The sequence below is a fragment of the Streptomyces sp. Ac-502 genome, from assembly GCF_045222935.1.
GTDB classification, from domain to species: domain Bacteria; phylum Actinomycetota; class Actinomycetes; order Streptomycetales; family Streptomycetaceae; genus Streptomyces; species Streptomyces monomycini.
In genome coordinates this window covers 1,207,666-1,226,621 of sequence record NZ_JBHFFO010000001.1, presented here as the reverse complement: position 1 = coordinate 1,226,621, position 18,956 = coordinate 1,207,666, and the positions used below count along the sequence as shown (strand labels likewise).

13 protein-coding genes and 4 pseudogenes are annotated in these 18,956 nt (G+C 72.3%); 9 read left to right on the top strand and 8 right to left on the bottom strand.

Features of this window, described 5'->3' with window-relative positions:
- Positions 1-85: 85 nt before the first annotated feature.
- From ACEXOX_RS05300 to ACEXOX_RS05285, 4 genes are read left to right on the top strand one after another with little or no spacing between them, the layout of a single operon-like run.
- Positions 86-1,894, top strand: a complete 1,809-nt coding sequence (locus ACEXOX_RS05300; protein ID WP_406519294.1) for a peptide ABC transporter substrate-binding protein — start codon at positions 86-88, stop codon at positions 1,892-1,894.
- Positions 1,891-2,841 carry an ABC transporter permease gene (locus ACEXOX_RS05295; protein ID WP_406519293.1) on the top strand — a complete coding sequence of 317 codons (951 nt, stop codon included), beginning with the start codon at positions 1,891-1,893 and terminating at the stop codon, positions 2,839-2,841. Before ACEXOX_RS05300 ends, ACEXOX_RS05295 begins: the two co-directional genes overlap by 4 nt.
- An 11-nt stretch (positions 2,842-2,852) precedes the next feature.
- Entirely contained in the window at positions 2,853-3,773 is a 921-nt protein-coding gene (locus tag ACEXOX_RS05290; protein WP_406526239.1) for an ABC transporter permease, read from the top strand.
- A 10-nt stretch (positions 3,774-3,783) separates the two neighbouring features.
- Entirely contained in the window at positions 3,784-5,991 is a 2,208-nt protein-coding gene (locus ACEXOX_RS05285) for a dipeptide ABC transporter ATP-binding protein (protein WP_406519292.1), read from the top strand.
- On the opposite strand, the gene ACEXOX_RS05280 is transcribed toward ACEXOX_RS05285, so the two are convergent.
- Positions 5,968-6,705 (bottom strand): L,D-transpeptidase, encoded by a 738-nt coding sequence (locus ACEXOX_RS05280; protein WP_406519291.1) that lies wholly within the window; start codon positions 6,703-6,705, stop codon positions 5,968-5,970. The two genes, ACEXOX_RS05285 and ACEXOX_RS05280, sit on opposite strands and share 24 nt — an antisense overlap.
- A 565-nt stretch (positions 6,706-7,270) precedes the next feature.
- Between ACEXOX_RS05280 and ACEXOX_RS05275 the strand changes: the two are divergent.
- Positions 7,271-8,661: pseudogene (locus ACEXOX_RS05275) on the top strand (NADP-dependent succinic semialdehyde dehydrogenase).
- A 57-nt stretch (positions 8,662-8,718) separates the two neighbouring features.
- Here ACEXOX_RS05275 and ACEXOX_RS05270 read toward each other — a convergent pair.
- A pseudogene (locus tag ACEXOX_RS05270) lies at positions 8,719-8,895 on the bottom strand (response regulator transcription factor); the annotation flags it as partial.
- Positions 8,896-8,960: 65 nt separating this feature from the next.
- On the opposite strand from ACEXOX_RS05270, the gene ACEXOX_RS05265 reads away from it, so the two are divergent.
- On the top strand, positions 8,961-9,356 hold the full coding sequence (locus ACEXOX_RS05265) for an FG-GAP repeat domain-containing protein (protein WP_406519290.1): 396 nt from the start codon (positions 8,961-8,963) through the stop codon (positions 9,354-9,356).
- Here ACEXOX_RS05265 and ACEXOX_RS05260 read toward each other — a convergent pair whose 3' ends face one another.
- From ACEXOX_RS05260 to ACEXOX_RS05245, 4 genes and pseudogenes are all read right to left on the bottom strand, one after another.
- Positions 9,357-11,606: a SpoIIE family protein phosphatase gene (locus ACEXOX_RS05260; RefSeq protein WP_406519289.1), complete on the bottom strand. Its 2,250-nt coding sequence runs from the start codon at positions 11,604-11,606 to the stop codon at positions 9,357-9,359.
- A gap of 284 nt (positions 11,607-11,890) precedes the next feature.
- Positions 11,891-13,140, bottom strand: a pseudogene (locus ACEXOX_RS05255) (MFS transporter).
- Positions 13,137-14,282, bottom strand: coding sequence for a PLP-dependent cysteine synthase family protein (locus ACEXOX_RS05250; RefSeq protein ID WP_406519288.1), 1,146 nt, complete (start codon positions 14,280-14,282; stop codon positions 13,137-13,139). Before ACEXOX_RS05250 ends, ACEXOX_RS05255 begins: the two are co-directional and overlap by 4 nt.
- 110 nt (positions 14,283-14,392) lie before the next feature.
- On the bottom strand, positions 14,393-14,827 hold the full coding sequence (locus ACEXOX_RS05245; protein WP_406519287.1) for a hypothetical protein: 435 nt from the start codon (positions 14,825-14,827) through the stop codon (positions 14,393-14,395).
- Between the two features lie 679 nt (positions 14,828-15,506).
- Here ACEXOX_RS05245 and ACEXOX_RS05240 point away from each other — a divergent pair.
- The 3 genes and pseudogenes from ACEXOX_RS05240 to ACEXOX_RS05230 all read left to right on the top strand — a co-directional run.
- Positions 15,507-16,055: pseudogene (locus ACEXOX_RS05240) on the top strand (transposase family protein); the annotation flags it as partial.
- Positions 16,056-16,242: 187 nt separating this feature from the next.
- Positions 16,243-16,731, top strand: coding sequence for a hypothetical protein (locus ACEXOX_RS05235; RefSeq protein ID WP_406526683.1), 489 nt, complete (start codon positions 16,243-16,245; stop codon positions 16,729-16,731).
- Positions 16,732-16,748: 17 nt separating this feature from the next.
- Entirely contained in the window at positions 16,749-17,018 is a 270-nt protein-coding gene (locus tag ACEXOX_RS05230; protein ID WP_406526238.1) for a transposase, read from the top strand.
- A 468-nt stretch (positions 17,019-17,486) separates the two neighbouring features.
- Here ACEXOX_RS05230 and ACEXOX_RS05225 read toward each other — a convergent pair whose 3' ends face one another.
- Both ACEXOX_RS05225 and ACEXOX_RS05220 read right to left on the bottom strand, forming a co-directional pair.
- Positions 17,487-18,338, bottom strand: coding sequence for an alpha/beta fold hydrolase (locus tag ACEXOX_RS05225; RefSeq protein WP_406519286.1), 852 nt, complete (start codon positions 18,336-18,338; stop codon positions 17,487-17,489).
- A gap of 3 nt (positions 18,339-18,341) precedes the next feature.
- Positions 18,342-18,956, bottom strand: a complete 615-nt coding sequence (locus tag ACEXOX_RS05220; RefSeq protein WP_406519285.1) for a TetR/AcrR family transcriptional regulator — start codon at positions 18,954-18,956, stop codon at positions 18,342-18,344.

Genomic DNA, 18,956 nt, shown 5'->3' with positions numbered 1-18,956 from the left:
TGTTCCGCCAGACCCTTGACTTCTTTTCGCGGCCGTCCGTACTTTTCTCGCATTCTTCGACCGGCCGACCCTTTCCGGAGGCAGCATGGGCCCGCGCAGTACCTGCCGACGCGGGCCCCGCCACGCCCTGCTCCGCGCGGTGACCGCACTGCTGCTCGGCATGGTCGCGGTCACCGGTTGCGGCCCGGCGGACGGCGCCGTCACCGACGTCGGGGCCACCGGCGGCATCCGCGTCGAAGGCGGCACGGCCACCATGGCGCTGCCGCCCGCCGCCACCCCCAACTGGATCTTCCCGATCGGCACGGCCGGTTACCTGGCCTCGTACAACAACTCCGTACAGGACCTGCTCTACCCACCGCTCTACACGGCCGAGAAGAAGGGCGCGGGCCTGACCATGGACAGCCCGCGCAACCTCGCCGGGCAGCCCCGCTACAGCGACGGCAACACCACCGTCACCATCACGCTCAAGCAGGGCCACCGCTGGTCCGACGGCACCCCCGTGACCAGCCGCGACGTGGAGTTCTGGTACGACCTGATCAAGCACGACAAGGAGGAGTGGGCGGGTTACTCGCCGGGCCTGCTGCCCGACAACGTCAAGAAGTTCGAGGTGCTGGACGAGCACACCTTCCGGCTGCGCCTGGACCGCGCGTACAACCCCGCCTGGTTCACCGGCAACCAGCTCGACAACTTCACCCCGCTGCCCAAACACGCCTGGGATCCGCACGACGAGGACCCCGAGAAGGTGTTCGCGCGGCTGCTCCAGCACGCCAAGCAGCTCTCGAAGTTCGCCACCGACCCGCTCTGGAAGACCGTCAGCGGACCCTGGCGCATCGAGAAGTGGACCACCTCCGGACAGGTGTCCCTGGTCCCCAACAAGCAGTACGGCGGCCCCGACAAACCCCACCTCGACCGCGTCGTCCTCAAGCCCTTCACCACCGCCGACTCCGAATTCAACGTGCTGCGCGCCGGCGGCGTGGACTACGGCTACATCCCGCCGTCCGTCATGGAACAGTCGGCACGCTTCGAGAAACTGGGCTACCGCATCGACCCGTGGGAAGGCTGGGCGATCACCTACATCGTCCTGAACCTCAACCACCCCACCGCCGGACCGCTGCTCCGCCAGACCTACCTGCGCCAGGCACTCCAGCACCTCGTCGACCAGAAGACGATCTCCGAGGTCGTCTGGCACGGCAGCGCGGCACCCACCCGCGGCCCGGTGCCCGCCGCGCAGCTGGACCGCGACCCGTTCCCGTACGACCCGAAGAAGGCCGAAGCCCTGCTCGCCGCGCACGGCTGGCAGCGCACCGACGGCAGGCTGCGCTGCGCCCGCCCCGGCACCGGCCCCGGACAGTGCGGCAAGGACATCCCCGGCGGACAGCCGCTGCGCCTGGAACTGCTCTCCCAGTCCGGCTCCACCGAGACGTCCAACACCATGCAGGAGATCAAGTCCGCCATGGACAAGGCCGGCATCACCCTCGACGTCCGGCAGCAGCCGCTGAACACCGTCCTCGGCACCACCGTCCCCTGTAAGCCGGCCGAACCGGTGTGCTCCGCCTGGCAGCTCGGCTTCTTCGGCACCCAGGGCAGCTGGTACTTCCCGACCGTGGCCAGCGGCGAGTCGCTCTTCGCCACCGGGGCGCCCTCCAACATGGGCAACTGGTCCGACCCGAAGGCCGACGAGCTGATCAAGAAGACCGAGTACTCCGACGACCCGACCGCGCTGCGCGACTACGCCCGCTACACGGCGGACCAGGTGCCGGTCCTGTGGACGCCCAACCCGGCCTACCAGGTCTCCGTCATCCGCAACGACCTGCGCGGCATCGACCAGAACCCCACTCTCGGCCTGACGCCGCAGGACTGGTACTTCGTCAAGAAGGGCGGTGCGGGCCGGTGATCCGCTTCCTGGCCAAACGCGTCGCCCAGGCCGTCGTGGTGCTGCTGCTGGTCTCCGTCATCGTCTTCGTCCTGCTGCACCTGCTGCCCGGCGGACCGGCCCGCGCCATTCTCGGCGTCAAGGCCACCCCGGAAGCCATCGCGCACTTCAACCACCAGCAGGGCTACGACCGTTCCCTGCCGCAGCAGTACGTGATGTACCTCGGGCGGCTGCTCACCGGCGACCTCGGCGAGTCCTACAAGCTCAACCAGACCGTCGCCTCCCTGCTCGGCGAACGCCTCCCCAAGACCGCGCTGCTGGCCGGCCTGTCCCTCGCGCTCGCCGCCGTGCTGGCCGTCCCGCTCGGCATCCTCCAGGCCGTACGCCGCGGCAAGGCCGCCGACTACCTGCTCACCGGCGCCGCCTTCCTCGCCTACGCCACCCCGGTCTTCTTCCTCGGCCTGGTCCTCGTCCTCGTCTTCAGCCAGCAGCTCCAGATCTTCCCGGCCGAGGCACCGCAGGCCGACACGGTCGGCGGTCTGCTCGCCGAGGCCCCGGCCCTGGTCCTGCCGGTGGTGACCACCGCCCTCGGCATCATCGCCGCGTTCAGCCGCTACATGCGCTCGGCCGTACTGGACAACCTCCAGGAGGACTACGTACGCACCGCGCACGCCAAGGGGCAGTCGGGCACCCGCGTCATGGCCCGGCACGTGCTCCGCAACGCGCTGATCCCGCTCGCCACCCTCCTCGGGCTCTACCTGCCCACCCTCTTCAGCGGCACCCTCGTCGTCGAGTCGATGTTCAACTACCCCGGCATGGGCCTGCTGTTCTGGAACGCCGCACAGGGCTCGGACTTCCCCGTACTGCTCGGCGTCACCCTGATCGTCGGCGTGGCCACCGTGCTCGGCTCACTGATCACCGACATCGCCTACGCCGTACTCGACCCCCGGATCAGGAGCGTCTCGTGACCGCACCCTCCATGGACGCGCCGAGCGGCGCCGAGGCCGCCCGGTCCGGGGACGACGACCTCTCCGCGGCGGCACCCGCCGCCCCCGGGCCGCTGCGCCGCACCCTCGCCGTCTTCGCCCGCAGCAGACTCGCCCTCATCGGCACCGCCGTCCTCCTCGGCCTGCTGGCCCTGTGCTACCTCGGCCCGCTGCTACACCCGACCGACCAGACGCACACCGACCTGTCCCAGGCCGGCCTGCCGCCCGGCAGCCCCGGCCACATCCTCGGCACCACCGACCTCGGCTACGACATGCTCGGCCGGCTGATGTACGGCGGACAGACCTCCCTGGAGATCGGCCTCGCCGCCGGACTGCTCGCCACCCTCTTCGGCACCGTGTACGGCGCGGTCGCGGGCTACTTCGGCGGCTGGGCGGACGCCGCCATGATGCGCGTCACCGACGCCGCGCTCGCCATCCCCGCGCTGTTCCTGCTGGTCGTGGTCGCCGCCATCGTCACGCCCAGCAAGCCCGTCCTCATCCTCATCATCGCCTCGGTCGCCTGGCTGTCCCCGGCCCGCCTCATCCGCGGCGAGGCACTCGCCCTGCGCAGCCGCGACTACGTGCACGCCATGCGCCTGATGGGCGGCGGCGGAGGCCGGGCCGTCTTCCGGCACATCCTGCCCGGCGCCGTCGGCACCGTCATCGTCAACGCCACTTTCCAGATCGCCGACGCCATCCTCTACGTCGCCTACCTCTCCTTCCTGGGACTGTCCATCCCGCCGCCGGCCGCCGACTGGGGCTCCATGCTGTCGGCCGGCATCACCTACACCCAGGTCGGCCACTGGTGGCTGATCTTCCCGCCCGGTCTCGCCGTCGTCCTCGTCGTCGCCGCGTTCAACTTCGTCGGCGACGGCCTGCGGGACGCCTTCGACGTGCGCCTCCAGAAGAGCTGAGGAAGGGCCCATGACCGCCGACCCCCTGTCCGCGACCACCCGCCCGCCGTCCGGGACCGCCGCACCGCTGCTCAGCGTCGAGGACCTGCACGTCGAGATCACCGGCCACGGCCGCACCGTGCACGCCCTGGACGGCGTGCACCTCGACCTCGCCCCCGGGGAAGCCCTCGGCATCGTGGGCGAATCCGGCTGCGGCAAGACCATGACGGCGCTGTCCGTCCTCGGCCTGCTGCCGAAGGGCGGCCGGATCACCCGGGGACGCATCCTCTTCCAGGACCGCGGCACCGGCGCGGACGGCGCGACCGACCTCGCCGCCGCGCCCGGACCCGTCCTGCGGGAGATCCGCGGCAACACCGTCGGCATGGTCTTCCAGGACCCGCTGTCCTCCCTCAACCCGACCATGACCATCGGCGCCCAGGTCGCCGAACCCCTGCTGCTGCACAAGGAGGTCACCCGGCGGCAGGCCTGGGAGAAGGCCGAGGAGACCCTGCGGCTGGTCGGCATGCCGCAGCCCGCCGAACGGATGCGGAACCACCCCCACCAGCTCAGCGGCGGCATGCGGCAGCGCGTCGCCATCGCCATGGCCCTGGTGTGCGAACCCAGACTGCTGATCGCCGACGAACCGACCACCGCTCTGGACGTCACCACCCAGCACCAGATCCTCGAACTCATCGACGACCTGCGTACCCGTCTCGGCATGGCCATGATCCTGGTCACCCACGACCTCGGCGTCATCGCCAAGCGGGTGGACCGGGTCGCGGTCATGTACGGCGGCAAGGTCGCCGAACGCGCCGGCGTGCACCGCCTCTTCGCCGCCCCCAGGCACCGCTACACCCAGGCCCTCCTCGCCGCCCTCCCCGAACGCGCCACGGGCGAACGGACCACCCTCGCCACCATCCCGGGTCTGCCGCCCACGCTCGTCACCCGGCCCGTCGGCTGCCGCTTCGCGCCGCGCTGCGCCTTCGCGAGCGAACGATGCCGTACGGAGGAGCCAGAGCTGTCGGGCGAGGCGGGGCTTTCGGAAGGGCCGGAGCTGTCGGGGGAGCCGGAGTTTACGAAGGGGCCGGAGCTGCCCGGGGGAGCGGAGCACCGGTACGCGTGCTTCCACCCGGCGGAAAGCGCGACGGAGGGACGGGCGACCGGCCACGGGCGGGGTACGGCCGCCACCTCACCCCCACCCGTCTCCGCCCCCGCGGCCCGGGAACCCCTCCTCGACCTCACCGCCGTCACCAAGCGCTACGCCCTGCACGCCGGCCCCTTCGCCCGGCGCAAGGGCGCCAGGGAGGTCGGCGCCGTCGCCGGGGTCAGCCTCACCGTCACCCGCGGCGAGACCTTCGGTATCGTCGGCGAGTCCGGTTGCGGCAAGTCCACCCTCGGCCGGATGGCCGTCGGTCTGGAACCGCCCACCGGCGGCACGATCCGCTTCGCCGGCCGTGACATCGGCGCCCTGACCCGGCGCGAACTGCGCGCCCACCGCCGCGACGTCCAGCTGATGTTCCAGGACTCCTACGCGTCCATGGACCCCCGGATGCGCGTCGGCACGATCCTGCGCGAGCCGCTGGTCATCCAGGGCATCGGTGACCGCGCCGCGCAGGAGCGGCGGGTCGCCGCCCTGCTCGACGACGTCGGCCTGCCCCGGGGCGCCGTGGACCGCTATCCGCACGAATTCTCCGGCGGCCAGCGCCAGCGCCTCGGACTGGCCCGCGCGCTCGCCCTCTCGCCCTCCCTCGTCGTCGCCGACGAACCGGTCTCCGCGCTCGACGTCTCCGTCCAGGCGCAGATCCTCAACCTCATGCGCGACCTGCAACGCGACAAGGGGCTGACGTACCTCTTCATCTCCCACGACCTGGCGGTGGTACGGCACCTCGCGGACACCGTCGGCGTCATGTACCTGGGCAAACTCGTGGAGACCGGCCCGGCCCGGGACGTCTTCGCACGCCCCCTGCACCCGTACACCCGGGGCCTCCTCGACACCGTCAACGCCCCCGACCCGACGGCCCCCGCCGCGGGCACCCCGCTGACCGGTGAGACCCCGTCCGCCGCCGCACCACCCTCCGGCTGCCGCTTCCGTACCCGCTGTCCGGTGGCCCGCGCGCGCTGCGCGGAGAGCGAGCCGGAGCCCACTGAACCGACCGCTCCCGGACACCGGGTGGCCTGCCACTTCCCCTCGCGGCGGCCCCCGGCCCGGGAGCGGTCAGTAACGCGTGACGGCCGTTAGCCCGGAATCCGTACCGATCGCGATGTACGGCCGGGCGGCCGGCCGCACCCACGCCACGATGCGGGCCATCGCCCGGGCCGGCACCGACACACAGCCCGCCGTCGCCCCGCGCCCGTGGACGTGCAGGAAGATCCCCGCGCCACGGCCGCGCACCGGGCGGTGGTAGTTGAAGCCGATGACGAGAGCCCGGCGGTACTGCGTCGGGTAGTCGGCCAGCCGCTCGGCCTCCGTCGCCGCGCAGTCGTGCGGGCGCGGGTCCACCCAGCGGTTGTACGAGGACGAGCCGTTGTCCTGACACCACCAGGACGTGTCCCGTACCGGCCGGTACGGGATCCTCGTCCCGGCCGGTGCCCCGGCGAGGCCGAAGGCGAACGGCAGGTCGTACAGGCCCGTGGGGGTCGTCGAGGTGCCCTGCTCCCGTGACTCGCCCTCGGCCAGCCCGTTCGCCCCGAAGCGCGCGGGCGCCGTACCGACCCGGTGCCAGCGGCTTCCGTGCCGCTGCCACCAGCTGACCGTGCCGGTCGTGGAGCGCAGGCTCGCGGCGCGGGCCGTGATGAGCTGACTGCCGCCGCCGGTGTCGGCCATACGGGCGGGCAGCGGCCGGCCGACGGGGGGCGCGGCGGGGGAGCGGGGTACGGCCACGGCGGAGGCGGGCACGGACAGGGCGAGCACGGCCGCGCAGGCCGCGGCCGCCAGGGTCCTCGCGGAGGTCATGACCGCAATGTAGGCGGCCGGGGACCGCGCGTAGCCGAACGAACCGGACAAGCCACCCGAAGGAGCGGGGCGGGCGCCCGGGGCGCAATCCGTCGCGCGTCAGTGCGATAGACCGGCGAAACCCGGGTACCGGGGCCGGAGAACCACCTGCCGTCCGACCCAGGAGGTCTGCTGTGGAGCGGCAACCGACACCGCACCGTACGCGCGAGCCCGGGCAGGAGAGCGAGCCCGTGCCGCCGACACCCACGCCGTCCCCCGGCCCCGGCGGACCCGAGCCGGGCCCCGGGCCCGGCCCCGTGCCGGGGCCGACACCGGGACCGCCGGTGCCCGGGCCGCCCGGCCCGACACCGGCCCCGCCCACGCCGCAGCCGCCGACGCCCAGCCCCGACCCCGTACCGCGCCCGCCGGGCCCCGACCCCGTACCGGAGCCGTCCCCGGCCCCCGGTCCGATCAGCTAGACCGCCTGGGCCCAGGCCCGTACCGGCCGCCGGGCTCGCAACCGCGGGCCCGGCGGCCCCGACTCCTTCACGACGCCCGCCCACCACCCCACGGGAGGTGCACCCCCATGGCCATCGCCACGGTCGACCCGGCCACCGGTGAGACGCTCAAGACGTTCGACGCCCTCGACGCGAGCGGGATCGAGGACCGGCTCGCCCGGGCCGAGCAGACGTTCCGCGCCTACCGGACGACGACCTTCGCCGAACGCGGCGAACTGCTGCGCAACGCCGCCGGCCTGCTCGAAGCCGGCCAGGACGGCATCGCCCGCACCATGACCACCGAGATGGGCAAGCCGCTGGCGGCGGCCCGCGCGGAAGCCGCCAAGTGCGCGAAGACGATGCGCTGGTACGCCGACCACGCCGAGGAACTCCTCGCCGACGAGGTACCGGACGCCGCCGACACCAAGGACGCCGGGGCGTCCCGCGCCTATGTCCGCTACCGGCCGCTGGGCACCGTCCTGGCCGTCATGCCGTGGAACTTCCCCTCTGGCAAGTGATCCGCTTCGCCGCGCCCGCGCTGATGGCCGGCAACACCTGCCTGCTCAAGCACGCCTCCAACGTGCCGCAGACCGCGCTGTACGTGGAGGACCTGCTGCGCAGGGCGGGCTTCCCCGAAGGCTGTTTCCAGACCCTGCTGGTCGGCTCCGGCGCGATCGAGGACATCCTGCGCGACCGCCGGGTCGCCGCCGCGACGCTCACCGGCAGCGAACCGGCCGGCCGCTCGGTGGCGTCCATCGCCGGTGACGAGATCAAGAAGACGGTGCTGGAGCTGGGCGGCAGCGACCCGTACATCGTGCTGCCCTCCGCCGACCTCGACGCGGCCGTACGCACCGCCGTCACCGCCCGCGTCCAGAACAACGGCCAGTCCTGCATTGCCGCCAAGCGCTTCATCGTGCACACCGACGTCTACGACGAGTTCGCGGTGCGCTTCACCGAGCGGATGGCCGCACTGACCGTCGGCGACCCGATGGAGGAGACCACCGACGTCGGCCCGCTGGCCAGCGAACAGGGCCGCGCCGACCTGGAGGAACTGGTCGACGACGCGGTACGCCGGGGCGCCGCCGCGCTGTGCGGCGGCAAGCGTCCGGAGAAGCTGACCGCCGGCTGGTTCTACGAGCCGACCGTCCTGGCCGGGATCACCCCCGAGATGCGCATCCACCAGGAGGAGGCGTTCGGCCCGGTCGCCACGCTCTACCGGGTCAACAGCCTCGACGAGGCGATCGCCACCGCCAACGACACCCCGTTCGGCCTCAGCTCCAACGCCTGGACCCGCGACGAGGAGGAACAGCAGCGCCTCGTCCGCGACATCGAAGCCGGCGGGCTCTTCTTCAACGGCATGACCGCCTCCCACCCCGCCCTCCCCTTCGGCGGCGTCAAACGCTCCGGCTACGGCCGCGAACTGGCCGGCCACGGCATCCGCGAGTTCTGCAACGCGACCACGGTGTGGCACGGGGCGTGAGCCCTCAGAGCCCCCGGAGCCCCTGAAGTTCTCGGGGCTCCGGGGGCTCCGGGGACCTCAGACCCACCCGCGCCGGCCGGCCTTGAGCCCGGCGGCGAAGCGGCTGGTCACCTCCAGGCGTTCCATCAGCGAGGCCATCTGGCGGCGTACGGTACGCAGGGACACCCCGAGCCGCCGGCCGGCCGCCTCGTCGGTCAGCCCGGACGCGAGGAGTTTGAGCAGTTCCTTCTCTCCCGTGGTGAGCCCGTCCTCGGCCGTCCGCCTGTGCGGCTGCCGGGTTCTTCGTCGCCAACAAGGCCGTGCCGACGACCACCACGGGCGTCTTCGACGGTGACGGCAAGGAAGACATCGCGGTCCTGCACAACAACGGACAGAACAGCTCCGGCAAGAACATCACCACCCTGTACGAGTTCACCAGCACCGGTTCCGGTTTCAAGGCTCGCGAGAAGGTGTGGGACAACGACGACCGCACCACCGGCAGCTGGAACGCCGACCGGACCAAGCTGGTGACGGGCGACTTCAACGGCGACGGCAAGACGGACATCGGCGTTCTCTACCACTACGGCAAGCGGGACGACGGCGCGAACAGCACCGGCCTGTGGTCCTTCACCAGCACGGGAAGCGGATTCGCGGCGCCCGTGAAGAACTGGGAGAGCACGCAGTCCTGGAACTGGTTCCGCAGCGACCTGGCCTGATCAGTCCGGCCGCGGCCGGGCGGGCGGGTGGTGCTCCTCGCCCGGCAGCGCGAACTCGCACCAGAGGGCCTTGCCGCTGCCCCTCGGTTCCGCACCCCAGACGTCGGAGAGGGCTTCGACCATCATCAGGCCGCGCCCGGAGGTGGCGGTCTCGCCGGGGGTGCGGCGGCGGGGCCAGCGGCTGGATCGGTCCTCGACCTCCAGGCGGACACGGCGCCGGGGGCCGCCCGCCCTGCCGGGGCCGGGGCCGGGCGGCAGGAGTTCGACCGTCACCAGGGCTCCGCTGTCCGTGTGGGTGAGCGCGTTGGTGATGAGTTCGGTGGCGGCGACCTCGATGTCGTACGCGATGGAGCCGGCCCGCCACTGGTCCATCGTGCGCCGCAGCATCGCCCGCACCTCCGAGGCGCCGGACGGGTCGGCCTGGTGGACATGGAGCCGGAAGCGCGGGGTGATGGTGGTCGTCCCGGCCGCCGGCGCCCGGTGCAGCAGGACGAGGGCCATGTCGTCGCCGGACCCGGACCGGGCCCACAGCTGGTCGGAGAGCCGGTCGGCCAGTGCTTCCAGCTCGGCGGGGCCGTCCCGTACCGCGGCGGTCAGCGCGTCGATGCCGGCGGTGATGTCCTGGCCGGGCTGTTCGACGAGGCCGTCGGTGCACAGCAGCAGGGCGGAGTCCGGTTCCAGGAACAGCTGGGTCTCCGGAAAGTGGTCCTGGCCGAACGCGGTGGCCAGTCCGAGCGGCAGCCCGCCGCGTACCGGGTGCCAGTCCGTGTGCCGGGCGGCGTCCCAGACGAGCGGGCCCAGATGTCCGGCCCGGGCCACGTGCAGCGCGCCGGATTCGAGGTCGGCCTGGACGTACGTGCACGTCGCGAACCGTTCGGTCTCCAGCTCGGCGAGGAAACGGGAGGCACGCACGAGGACCGTCTCGGGGGAGTGGCCCTCGGTGGCGTAGGCGCGCAGGGCGATGCGGAGCTGGCCCATGACGGCCGCGGCGTGCGTGTCGTGGCCCTGGACATCGCCCACGACCAGCCCGATCCGCCCCTGGGGCAGCGGGATGACGTCGTACCAGTCGCCGCCGATGTCCCGCCCGGTGCTCGCCGCGTGATAGCGGACGGTGACCTCGCCCCCGGCGATCTCGGGGACCCGGCGCGGCAGCATCGTGGCCTGCAGCCCGGTCGCGAACTCGCGTTCCTGGTCGAAGAGCATGGCCCGCTGGAGGGACTGGGCCACGACTCCGGCCAGCGCCAGCGCGAGGTTGCGGTCCTCCGCCGAGTGCTGTTTGGGCTCGGTGTTGAACAGGCCGAGCGCCGCGATGACGCGGTCCTGCGCGACCAGCGGCAGGAAGACGGCGCTGCCGGAGGGGACCCGGTCCAGGTACGGGCGCAGCCGCGGGTAGCGGGCCATCAGCTCGCCGCGGGAGGACAGGAACGCGGCGCGGCGGGACAGCGCGGCGTCCGACAGCGGCAGGGTGTCGTCGAGCCGGGAGGCCATCATGTCCTCGGGCGTCGCGCCCGGCAGGCCGGTGATGGCGATGACCTCGAAGCGGTCGTTGTCGACCAGCCCGAGGATCAGCGCGTCGGCGCCGAAGCGCCGGGCGCCGCCGGTCCCGGTGAGCACCCGGGTGACGTCCGCGACCGACAGGGCACGGGAGAGGGCCGCCGTGGTCTGTTGCACCATCGCGGTCTGCCGCTGCCGGTTCTCCTGGAGCGACCGCAGCAGCACGGAGTCGGCCATCTCCGTACCGGCTTCCCGGACGAGCCCGGTGATCCGGTACGGGCGGCCGTCCGCGGTGCGCAGGATGCGGCCCTGGGCGTGCGTCCACCGGGGTGAGCCGTCGCGGCAGTGGACGCGGAAGTACGCGCCGTACGAGGGCGCCCCGTCCTGGACGGCCTGGGAGACGGCCGCGTCCAGCCGGTACCCCTCTTCGGGCGGCAGGCGGGCGGTGAGCGTCGAGGACCGTCCGTCGTACTCGTCCGGCCGCAGGTCGAAGACGTCCAGCGCGCACGCGTCCAGTTCCAGCGTCGCGCCGTCCAGATCCCAGTCGAACGTGCCAGTGCGGTTGAGGGCTAGACGTTCGCGCAGGTCGAGGGGGGCGAGGGGGTCGGGCGACGGGACGGAGGAGGCGCCGCCCGGACCGGCCCCCGGGACTGCGTCCGGGTCGCTTCCCGGATCGGTCTCCGGATCGGGAGCGCGGGGCGGTACGCCGCGGCGCGGGTCGTAGCGGCCGGGCGGAGTGGTGTTCCGTCCGGTCATGACCTGCGACGCTCCTGTCCCCCGGCCGGTGCGGACGTACGGCTGCCGGACGTGTCCCCCGGCCGGGGGCGGGGGCCGCACACCGGAGGCGCGCCGGCCCCGGCTGCCCGCCAGGCAGTCGGGACCGGCGACGCCGGGGCCACCACGCCCGCCGCTTCCCCGCGCGGCCCGCCGAAGGGGGACCATCGCAACCGGGAAGCGGCCATGCGCCCACGTTAGGACAGCAGTCCGGAATGCGCACTTTCAAGGGCGTGTGAGGGGTATGTCGGTGGAGCGCCGACCGGCTACGCCGGGGCCGGTTGCGGCCGGCGGCCCGGTGCCAGGTGCCCGCCGCGGGCGAGGGCGGCGAGGGCCGTCGCACAGGCCAGGCCGGTCGCGGCCAAGGCGGTCCAGGTCAGCCAGCGGGCGTCGTGGCGGGCGGCGAAGTCCCACAGGGCGCCGGTGACGAGGTTGCCCACGGTGATGCCCAGCCCCGAGACGGTGTTGTAGAGGCCGTAGTGGGTGGCCACCAAGCGGCCTCCGGCCAGCGTGACGACGGTGTCCATCTCGAAGGGATGGACCACCGCGCCGCCCGCGGCGAGCAGCACCACGGCGGCGACGAGCGCGGTGAGGACCGCCGCGGGTACGCCGGACGAGACGAAGGCCAGGGGAGGAAGGCCAGCCCCATGGCGGCCAGGCCGCGCACCAGGGCCTGGCTGGGGCTCCACCGGGCCTTGGCCCAGCCGGTCAGCCGAAGCTGGCCGGCGACGGTGACGGCCGCCGAGACGACGAACAGACCGCTGGTGACCAGGGTGCCCCGGTCACCGAGGGCGTCGGAGGCGGCCAGGGGCAGGGCGAGGTAGACCTGGAAGGTCAGGACGTAGGAGCCGATCATCGCCAGCGAGAACAGCAGGAACGGCCGGTTCGAGGCGACCGCGCGCCACTGGGCGAGCACCCGCTCCCGGGTGGCGGCGGCCGTACCGCCGAGCCGGGGCAGAGCGCGCCATTGCAGCAGGGTGAGCGCGGCGAAGACGGTGGCGGCGACCGTGCACACCAGGCGGAAGTCGGCGGCCAGCAGCGCCAGGCCGACGAGCGGGCCCGCGAGCATGCCGGCCTGGTAGTAGACGTTGAAGGTGGCGAAGGCGTCCACCCGCCGCGATCCGGCTTCGGCGGCGAGGTAGGCGCGGACGGCGGGGTTGAACAGGGCGCCGGCGAAGCCGGTCGCCGCGGAGGCGGCGATCAGGGCGGGCAGGCTGTCGACCCAGCCGAGCAGACCGAAGCCGACGGTGCGCAGCAGGCAGCCGGTCATGATGGGGATCTTGTAGCCGACCCGGTCGGCGAGGGTGCCGCCGATGAGGAACATGCCCTGCTGCGAGAAGTTGCGCACGCCCAGGACGAGGCCGACGGCCCAGGCGGCCAGGCCCAGGGTGCCGGCCAGGTGGGCGGCGAGGTAGGGCATGAGCATGTAGAAGGCGAGGTTGATGGCGAACTGGTTGGCCATCAGCAGCCGTGCCGCGGGCGGGAAGGAGCGGGTCTGCCGCCACAGGTGCTTCATCGGGCGACTCCCGCCGTGCTCAGTGCGTCGCGGTTGGCGGGGCGGGTCGGGTCGGTGACACGGGTGCAGCGGGTCCAGCGGGTGACGACCTGCCGGGCGGGGTCGTCGATCTCGTCGGGATCTTCGGCGGGCAGCCGGTCCAGCAGGTGGTGCTCGCGGCCGTAGGCGTCGTCGAAGACGGTACCGACGTAGCGCTGCGGGCCGTCGGGGAAGACGGTGACGATCCGTTCCTCGGCGGGCAGGGTACGGGCCAGCCAGCGGGCGACCAGGGCGACGGCGCCCACGCTCCAGCCGCCGGTGGTGTAGTGGTCGCGGGCCAGGCGCCGGGCGGCCCACACGGCTTCGGGGGCGGCGACCCAGTGGACCTCGTCGAAGAGGTGGTAGGCGACGTTGCGGGGATAGATGCTGGAGCCCAGGCCGCGCATCAGGCGGGGCGCGGCGGGCTGGCCGAAGATCGTGGAGCCGGTGGTGTCGACACCGACGACCCGCAGGCGCGGGAAGAAGCCGCGCAGCACGGACGCGACGCCCGCCGAGTGGCCGCCGGTGCCCACCGAGACCACCAGGGTGTCGATCCGCCCGAGCTGGGCGGTCAGTTCGTGGGCGAGCGGGGCGTAGGCGGCCACGTTGTCGGGGTTGTTGTACTGGTCGGGGCACCAGGCCTCGGGCTGTACGGCCAGGAGTTCCTCGACGCGGTGGCGGCGGGCCTGCTGCCAGCCGCCGGCCGGGTGGGGGCGGTGCACGAGGTCGACATCGGCCCCGTAGGCCGTGAGCAGACCCGTCATCAGGGGCTCCATGCCCGGATCGGTGACGACGGTGACCGGGTGGCCGAAGGTGGCGCCGGCCAGCGCCAGGCCGAGGCCGAGGGTGCCGGAGGTGGATTCGACGATACGGGCGCCGGGCCGCAGCTCCCCGCGCGCCCGCGCCTCGTGGACCATGTGCAAGGCGGTGCGGTCCTTGATGCCGCCGGGGTTGTGGCCTTCGAGCTTGGCCCAGAATCCCCGCCCGGGGGCGGTGAAGGGCTCGCCGATCCACAGGACGGGGGTGTCGCCGACGAGACCGGCGGGGGTGTGCATCGGGCGCCGGGCGCCGGCCAGCAGTTGGGCCGGGGAGACGGGCACGGGAGTGCGGGTGAGCTGGTTCATGGCGTGTTTCTCCTGCGGTCGGCGCCGTGCGGCGGCGGCCGGCCGTGAGTCGGGGAAAGGCGGATCTGCTCACTGGCCGCGCGGGGGTACCGGCGCGGCCTCCGGAGCGATCAGGTCCGCCACACGCCGAGGCGGGCCCGCTCCTGCCCGGCCGCCGTGCGGCCGGGGTACGGCGGCGGCGACCGGTCGGCCGCCACGTCGTCCGGCCCGGCTTCGGTGAAACCGGCCGGCACCAGGCTCGGAAGGGACGGCAGGGGAGAAGCGATCTGCCGTGACGGCTGGAGCGTCGGGCTGTCCGGACCCGAGCAGAGCTCGGCGCTGCCGTGCCCGTGCAGCGAGTGGGAGGCCGCGGCGTCCGTGAACTGCCCGGGCGCGCCCGCGCAGTCGAAGGCGGCGGCGACGGGAGTGTCGACCTGGCCGCCACCTGCCGGAACCGGCCCGTGCGCGCAGACCAGTACGTGCGCCAGGGCAGCGAGCAGTACCAGGATCACCGCTCCGGTCCGGGACGCGGAGCAGCCGGGCGGTACCGCACGGTCGGGCGTCATCGGCGGCAACAGTAACCGTTCATGCGCGGGAACTGCGCTTCGGACGTGAATTTCGGCCGACGCCGGCAGCGCCACCACCCGGTTGCACCGCGGACGGAGGCCCCCGCCGTGATCGCACCGAGCGGCCGTCGACAGCGCTCGTGATCAGTGCACCTGTCGGGCCGTCACGCTGGGCCCCTCGACCGAGGGATTCAAGGTCGTGTAGTTGTCGCCGTCATTCCCTGTCCGGACGCTCATGGAGATGCGAGGCGAGCCCCTGAACGTCATTCCGGCCGCTGTTGGTCCGGATCAATGCGTTGCGCGTGGTCTTGTTACGCGCCCTGGGGACGTACGAGTCCGCTTCGCCGCCGGCGGTCTCGGCGAGCGCGTCCCAGGGTCTTCTCCTGCGTCCATGACTCTCTTGGCGGCCGTTCGGCTTCGCCCGGCAGGCGGCGCAGACGGCGCCAGGCCGTCGCGCCGCCCCGGGGCCAATTAGTGGCTCTGGTCCACTTCGTGTGGTCGCGTACGCAGCGTGACTGTCGATCTTCTCGTGATGGTGGCTGAGATAGCCTGAAAATCGCCCGACCGGTGGTGATCTGGTCGACAGTGCTGCGCCGTGAACGAAGTACGGCCGCAACTTGAGGAGTTGCTGTTCTCCTTGCCGGAGAACGTGTTGGTGGAGTCGGTCGAGACGACCGACATGGCCGTCCGGGTGGAGGCCCTGAGCACCGCCCGGCAGGCGACCTGTCCGGGCTGCGGGTGCCTTTCGAAGCGAATACACGGCTCCTACCTGCGGTTTCCCCGTGATCTGCCGACGGCGGGCAAGTCCGTCGTGGTGGCATTGAGGGTGCGCAGGTTCGTCTGCGCGGAGGGCTCCTGTCCGCGCAAGACTTTCGCCGAGCAGGTGCCGGGGCTCACCCGCCGGTTCGGCCGGCGGACGGAACGGCTGCGATCGACGCTCATCTCGGTCGGCCTGGCGCTCGCGGGTCGGGCCGGGGCTCGTATGACGGACGTCTTCGGGGCGCCGGTCAGCCGAAACACCTTGCTGAGACTGATCGCCTCGCTCCCCGATCCACCCACCGCCACGCCTCGCGTGGTCGGCGTGGACGAGTACGCCCAGCGCAAGGGCCGGATCTACGGAACTGTGCTCGTCGACGTCGAGACACGTCGCCCGATCGACCTCCTGCCCGACCGGGAGGCGGACACGCTCGCGGCCTGGCTCGCCGAGCGGCCCGGCATCGAGATCGTCTGCCGCGACCGCGCCCCCATTCTTCGCCGACGGTGCCACCCGCGGCGCCCCGCAGGCCCTCCAAGTCGCCGACCGGTGGCATCTTTGGCGCAACCTGGGCGAAGCCGCCGAGAAGTGCGTCTACCGGCACCGCGGCTGCCTGCGCCAGATGCCGACACCGCCCGGCGAATCGCCGGAGGAAGAGGCGGTGGCTGTGGTGTCGCCCTGGCCGACGGGCCACCGGTTCGCCGAACGCACCCGCGCCAAGCACGCCACCATCCACGCGCTCCTGGCCGCCGGACACAGCAAGCGGTCCGTCGCCCGACAACTCGGCATGACGCTCAACACGATCCTGCGCTTCTCCCGCGCCAGCACCCCGGAGGAGATGTTCACCGGCCAGTGGCAAAGCCGCGCGACCAAGCTCGACGCCTACAAGCCCTACCTCGATCAACGTTGGAAGGAAGGCTGCACCAACGCCTGGAAGCTGTGGGAGGAGATCAAGGAACAGGGTTATCCGGACGGTTACGGAAACGTCCGCAACTACGTGAGCAGGGCCCTTCGCGGCAAGCCCCAGAAGGTCGGGCCTCGGCCACCCTCGGCCCGCGCCGTCACCCGCTGGCTCCTGACCCACCCCGACGCCCTGGCCGAGTACGACCGCCTCCACCTCAAGGCTGTCTCGCCAACTGTCCCGAACTGACCACACTCGCCGAGCACGTGCGCTTCTTTGCCCACATGCTCACCCACCTGCAAGGCGACCAACTACCCGGATGGATTGAAACAGCCACTGCCACCACCGAACTGCCCAGCCTCCGCCACTTCGCCCAGCACCTCGAACGCGACCTCGACGCCGTCATCGCCGGCCTCACAAGACCCTGGAACTCCGGTGTTGTCGAAGGCCATGTCAACCGAATCAAGATGCTCAAGCGACAGATGTTCGGTCGCGCGGGATTCGAACTCCTCCGGAAACGAGTCCTGCTGGCGTGACCGAAAATCACCAGACCACACGAAGTGGACCAGAACCCGATTCCAGGCTTTGGCTCACTTGGTGTGGGGAGTGCACCGGTGGTGATGTCAGTGGTGTGTGGGCAGATGACCGTGCTCTGTCAGTCGCCGCGGAGGAGGTCGTTCTGTGTCTGGGTCTCCGCCCCTGACCTCTGTTCCGGCAGAGGCGCTGGTCGATGTTTCTCTGGGGAGCCGCGCACGTGTGGCATGTCCAGTCCAGTGTGCCCCAGTTGGCCGCCACGCATCGGTCGTCCCGTTGGCGGTCAGGTCCGCCCCCGTGATGGGGAGGGGACAGTGTGACAGCGGGGACTGTCACGGGGCGGGAAAGGGCCACACTCGGCCTCGTGACTGGTCGAGGTGGATGGCACCGGCGCCTCCTGGGTACGGCCATGAGGCGGACACCGGCCCGGGGGCGCCCGCGCGGGACTGGCAGCCCACGCGGCCACCGGCTCAGTCCCAGAACTCCCGCAGGGCCGCGTTCACGAGAGCGGGTTCCTGGGTGTGCGGGTAGTACCCGGGCACCCGCAGGAGCCGCCCGCCGAGCGAGTCGGTGAGGGACTCGGCCACGGCCGTGAGCGGCAACCCCACGTGCTCGCGGTACGCGGCCGGCGCGTGCTCCCAGGTTCCGCAGATCACCAGGACCGGCAGGGCGGCGCCCCGGATCGCCTCCAGCGGGATGTCCGCCTCCCAGACGGGACGCTCCCTCATAGACGTGGCGACGGCACGGAGCCGGCGGGGCGTGGGCTCGGGCATCTCCATCCCCAACCCTTCGGTGGACGCCCGCAGGTACTGCTCCGGCGTGACTTCCTCCGGGATGCCCGGGGCACCGTCGCGCACCCGGTCGAGGAGGTCGGCGACGAGGGGGTGATGCGCCGCGGCGGTGAAGGCGGAGGGCTGGATGAGGGCGAGGGAACGGACGAGGCCGGGTCGGCGGGCGGCGGCGATGAGCGCGGCGACGGCGCCGTTCCCGTGCCCCACGAGATGAGTGCCGCCCGGACCCGCGGCGAGCGCCTCGTCGCCGAGAACCTCCACGATGTCCTCGGCGTCGGCGTCGAAGTCGCTGCGCACGGTGTCGGGGCTGTTGCCATAGCCCTGGCGGTCCATGAGGAGGAGTTGCCGACTGTCAGCGAGGGGGCGCTGTGCGGCGAACCCGTACGTGGAGTCACTGCCCCAGGTGAAGATGTTGTGGACGAACAGGGCCGGGGTGGCGGCCGCCGTGGTCACCGGGGCCGTCGAAGCCGTCCGGGCCCGGCTGCCCGCCACCCGCTCGCGATCGTCCCACACGGTCACGTGCACGGCCATTGGTCACCCTCCCGAAGGTGAAGGAACGCTGAACAGCCGGTCCAGATGCACGTCGATCGCGGCGAGCGCGTCCTGCGGCTCGATCACGTCGAGTTCGAGCAGGGAGGTGAAGCCGGTGAGGGCGAGGAGCAGGTTGGTCTCGGTTGCCGGGTCGCGGCCGGAGTGGATGTGCCCGTCGGCGATCGCCTGGCGGACCAGCTGCTCGACGAGGAACCGCCCCTGGACGAGGCCGCGGCGCGCCTGCTCGTGCACGGCCTGGTCGTGCAGTGCCTCCAGGACGTAGGCGGCGCTCATCCGGCTTGTCGCGCGGGCGTCGGCATGCAGGGGGAGCATCTCCGCGAGCGTCAGCCGAAGCACGTCACGGGGGTGCGGGCGGGCACCGAGCTTTTCGAGCCCCTGGTGTACGCGCACCGAGGTCTGCTCGGAGGCGAAATCCATCGCGAAAGAGAGCATGGCGGTCCGAGAGGCGAAGTAGTGCTGCAGCTGCCCGTGTGACATGCCCGCTTCCTGTGCCACCACGCGCATCGTCAGCTGTGTGACGCCGCGCTGCTCCACCACCCGCCATAGTGCGCGGGCGATCGCTTCGCGGCGCTCGCGGTGATCCACCTGTTTGGGCAT

Excerpts from the sequence above, each read along its gene's own strand:
- ACEXOX_RS05245 (WP_406519287.1), bottom strand. The coding sequence starts at position 14,827 with ATGACGCCCGACCGTGCGGTACCGCCCGGCTGCTCCGCGTCCCGGACC.
- ACEXOX_RS05290 (WP_406526239.1), top strand. The coding sequence starts at position 2,853 with ATGGACGCGCCGAGCGGCGCCGAGGCCGCCCGGTCCGGGGACGACGAC.
- ACEXOX_RS05225 (WP_406519286.1), bottom strand. The coding sequence starts at position 18,338 with ATGGCCGTGCACGTGACCGTGTGGGACGATCGCGAGCGGGTGGCGGGC.
- ACEXOX_RS05260 (WP_406519289.1), bottom strand. The coding sequence starts at position 11,606 with ATGACCGGACGGAACACCACTCCGCCCGGCCGCTACGACCCGCGCCGC.
- ACEXOX_RS05285 (WP_406519292.1), top strand. The coding sequence starts at position 3,784 with ATGACCGCCGACCCCCTGTCCGCGACCACCCGCCCGCCGTCCGGGACC.
- ACEXOX_RS05220 (WP_406519285.1), bottom strand. The coding sequence starts at position 18,956 with ATGCCCAAACAGGTGGATCACCGCGAGCGCCGCGAAGCGATCGCCCGC.
- ACEXOX_RS05280 (WP_406519291.1), bottom strand. The coding sequence starts at position 6,705 with ATGACCTCCGCGAGGACCCTGGCGGCCGCGGCCTGCGCGGCCGTGCTC.
- ACEXOX_RS05250 (WP_406519288.1), bottom strand. The coding sequence starts at position 14,282 with ATGAACCAGCTCACCCGCACTCCCGTGCCCGTCTCCCCGGCCCAACTG.
- ACEXOX_RS05300 (WP_406519294.1), top strand. The coding sequence starts at position 86 with ATGGGCCCGCGCAGTACCTGCCGACGCGGGCCCCGCCACGCCCTGCTC.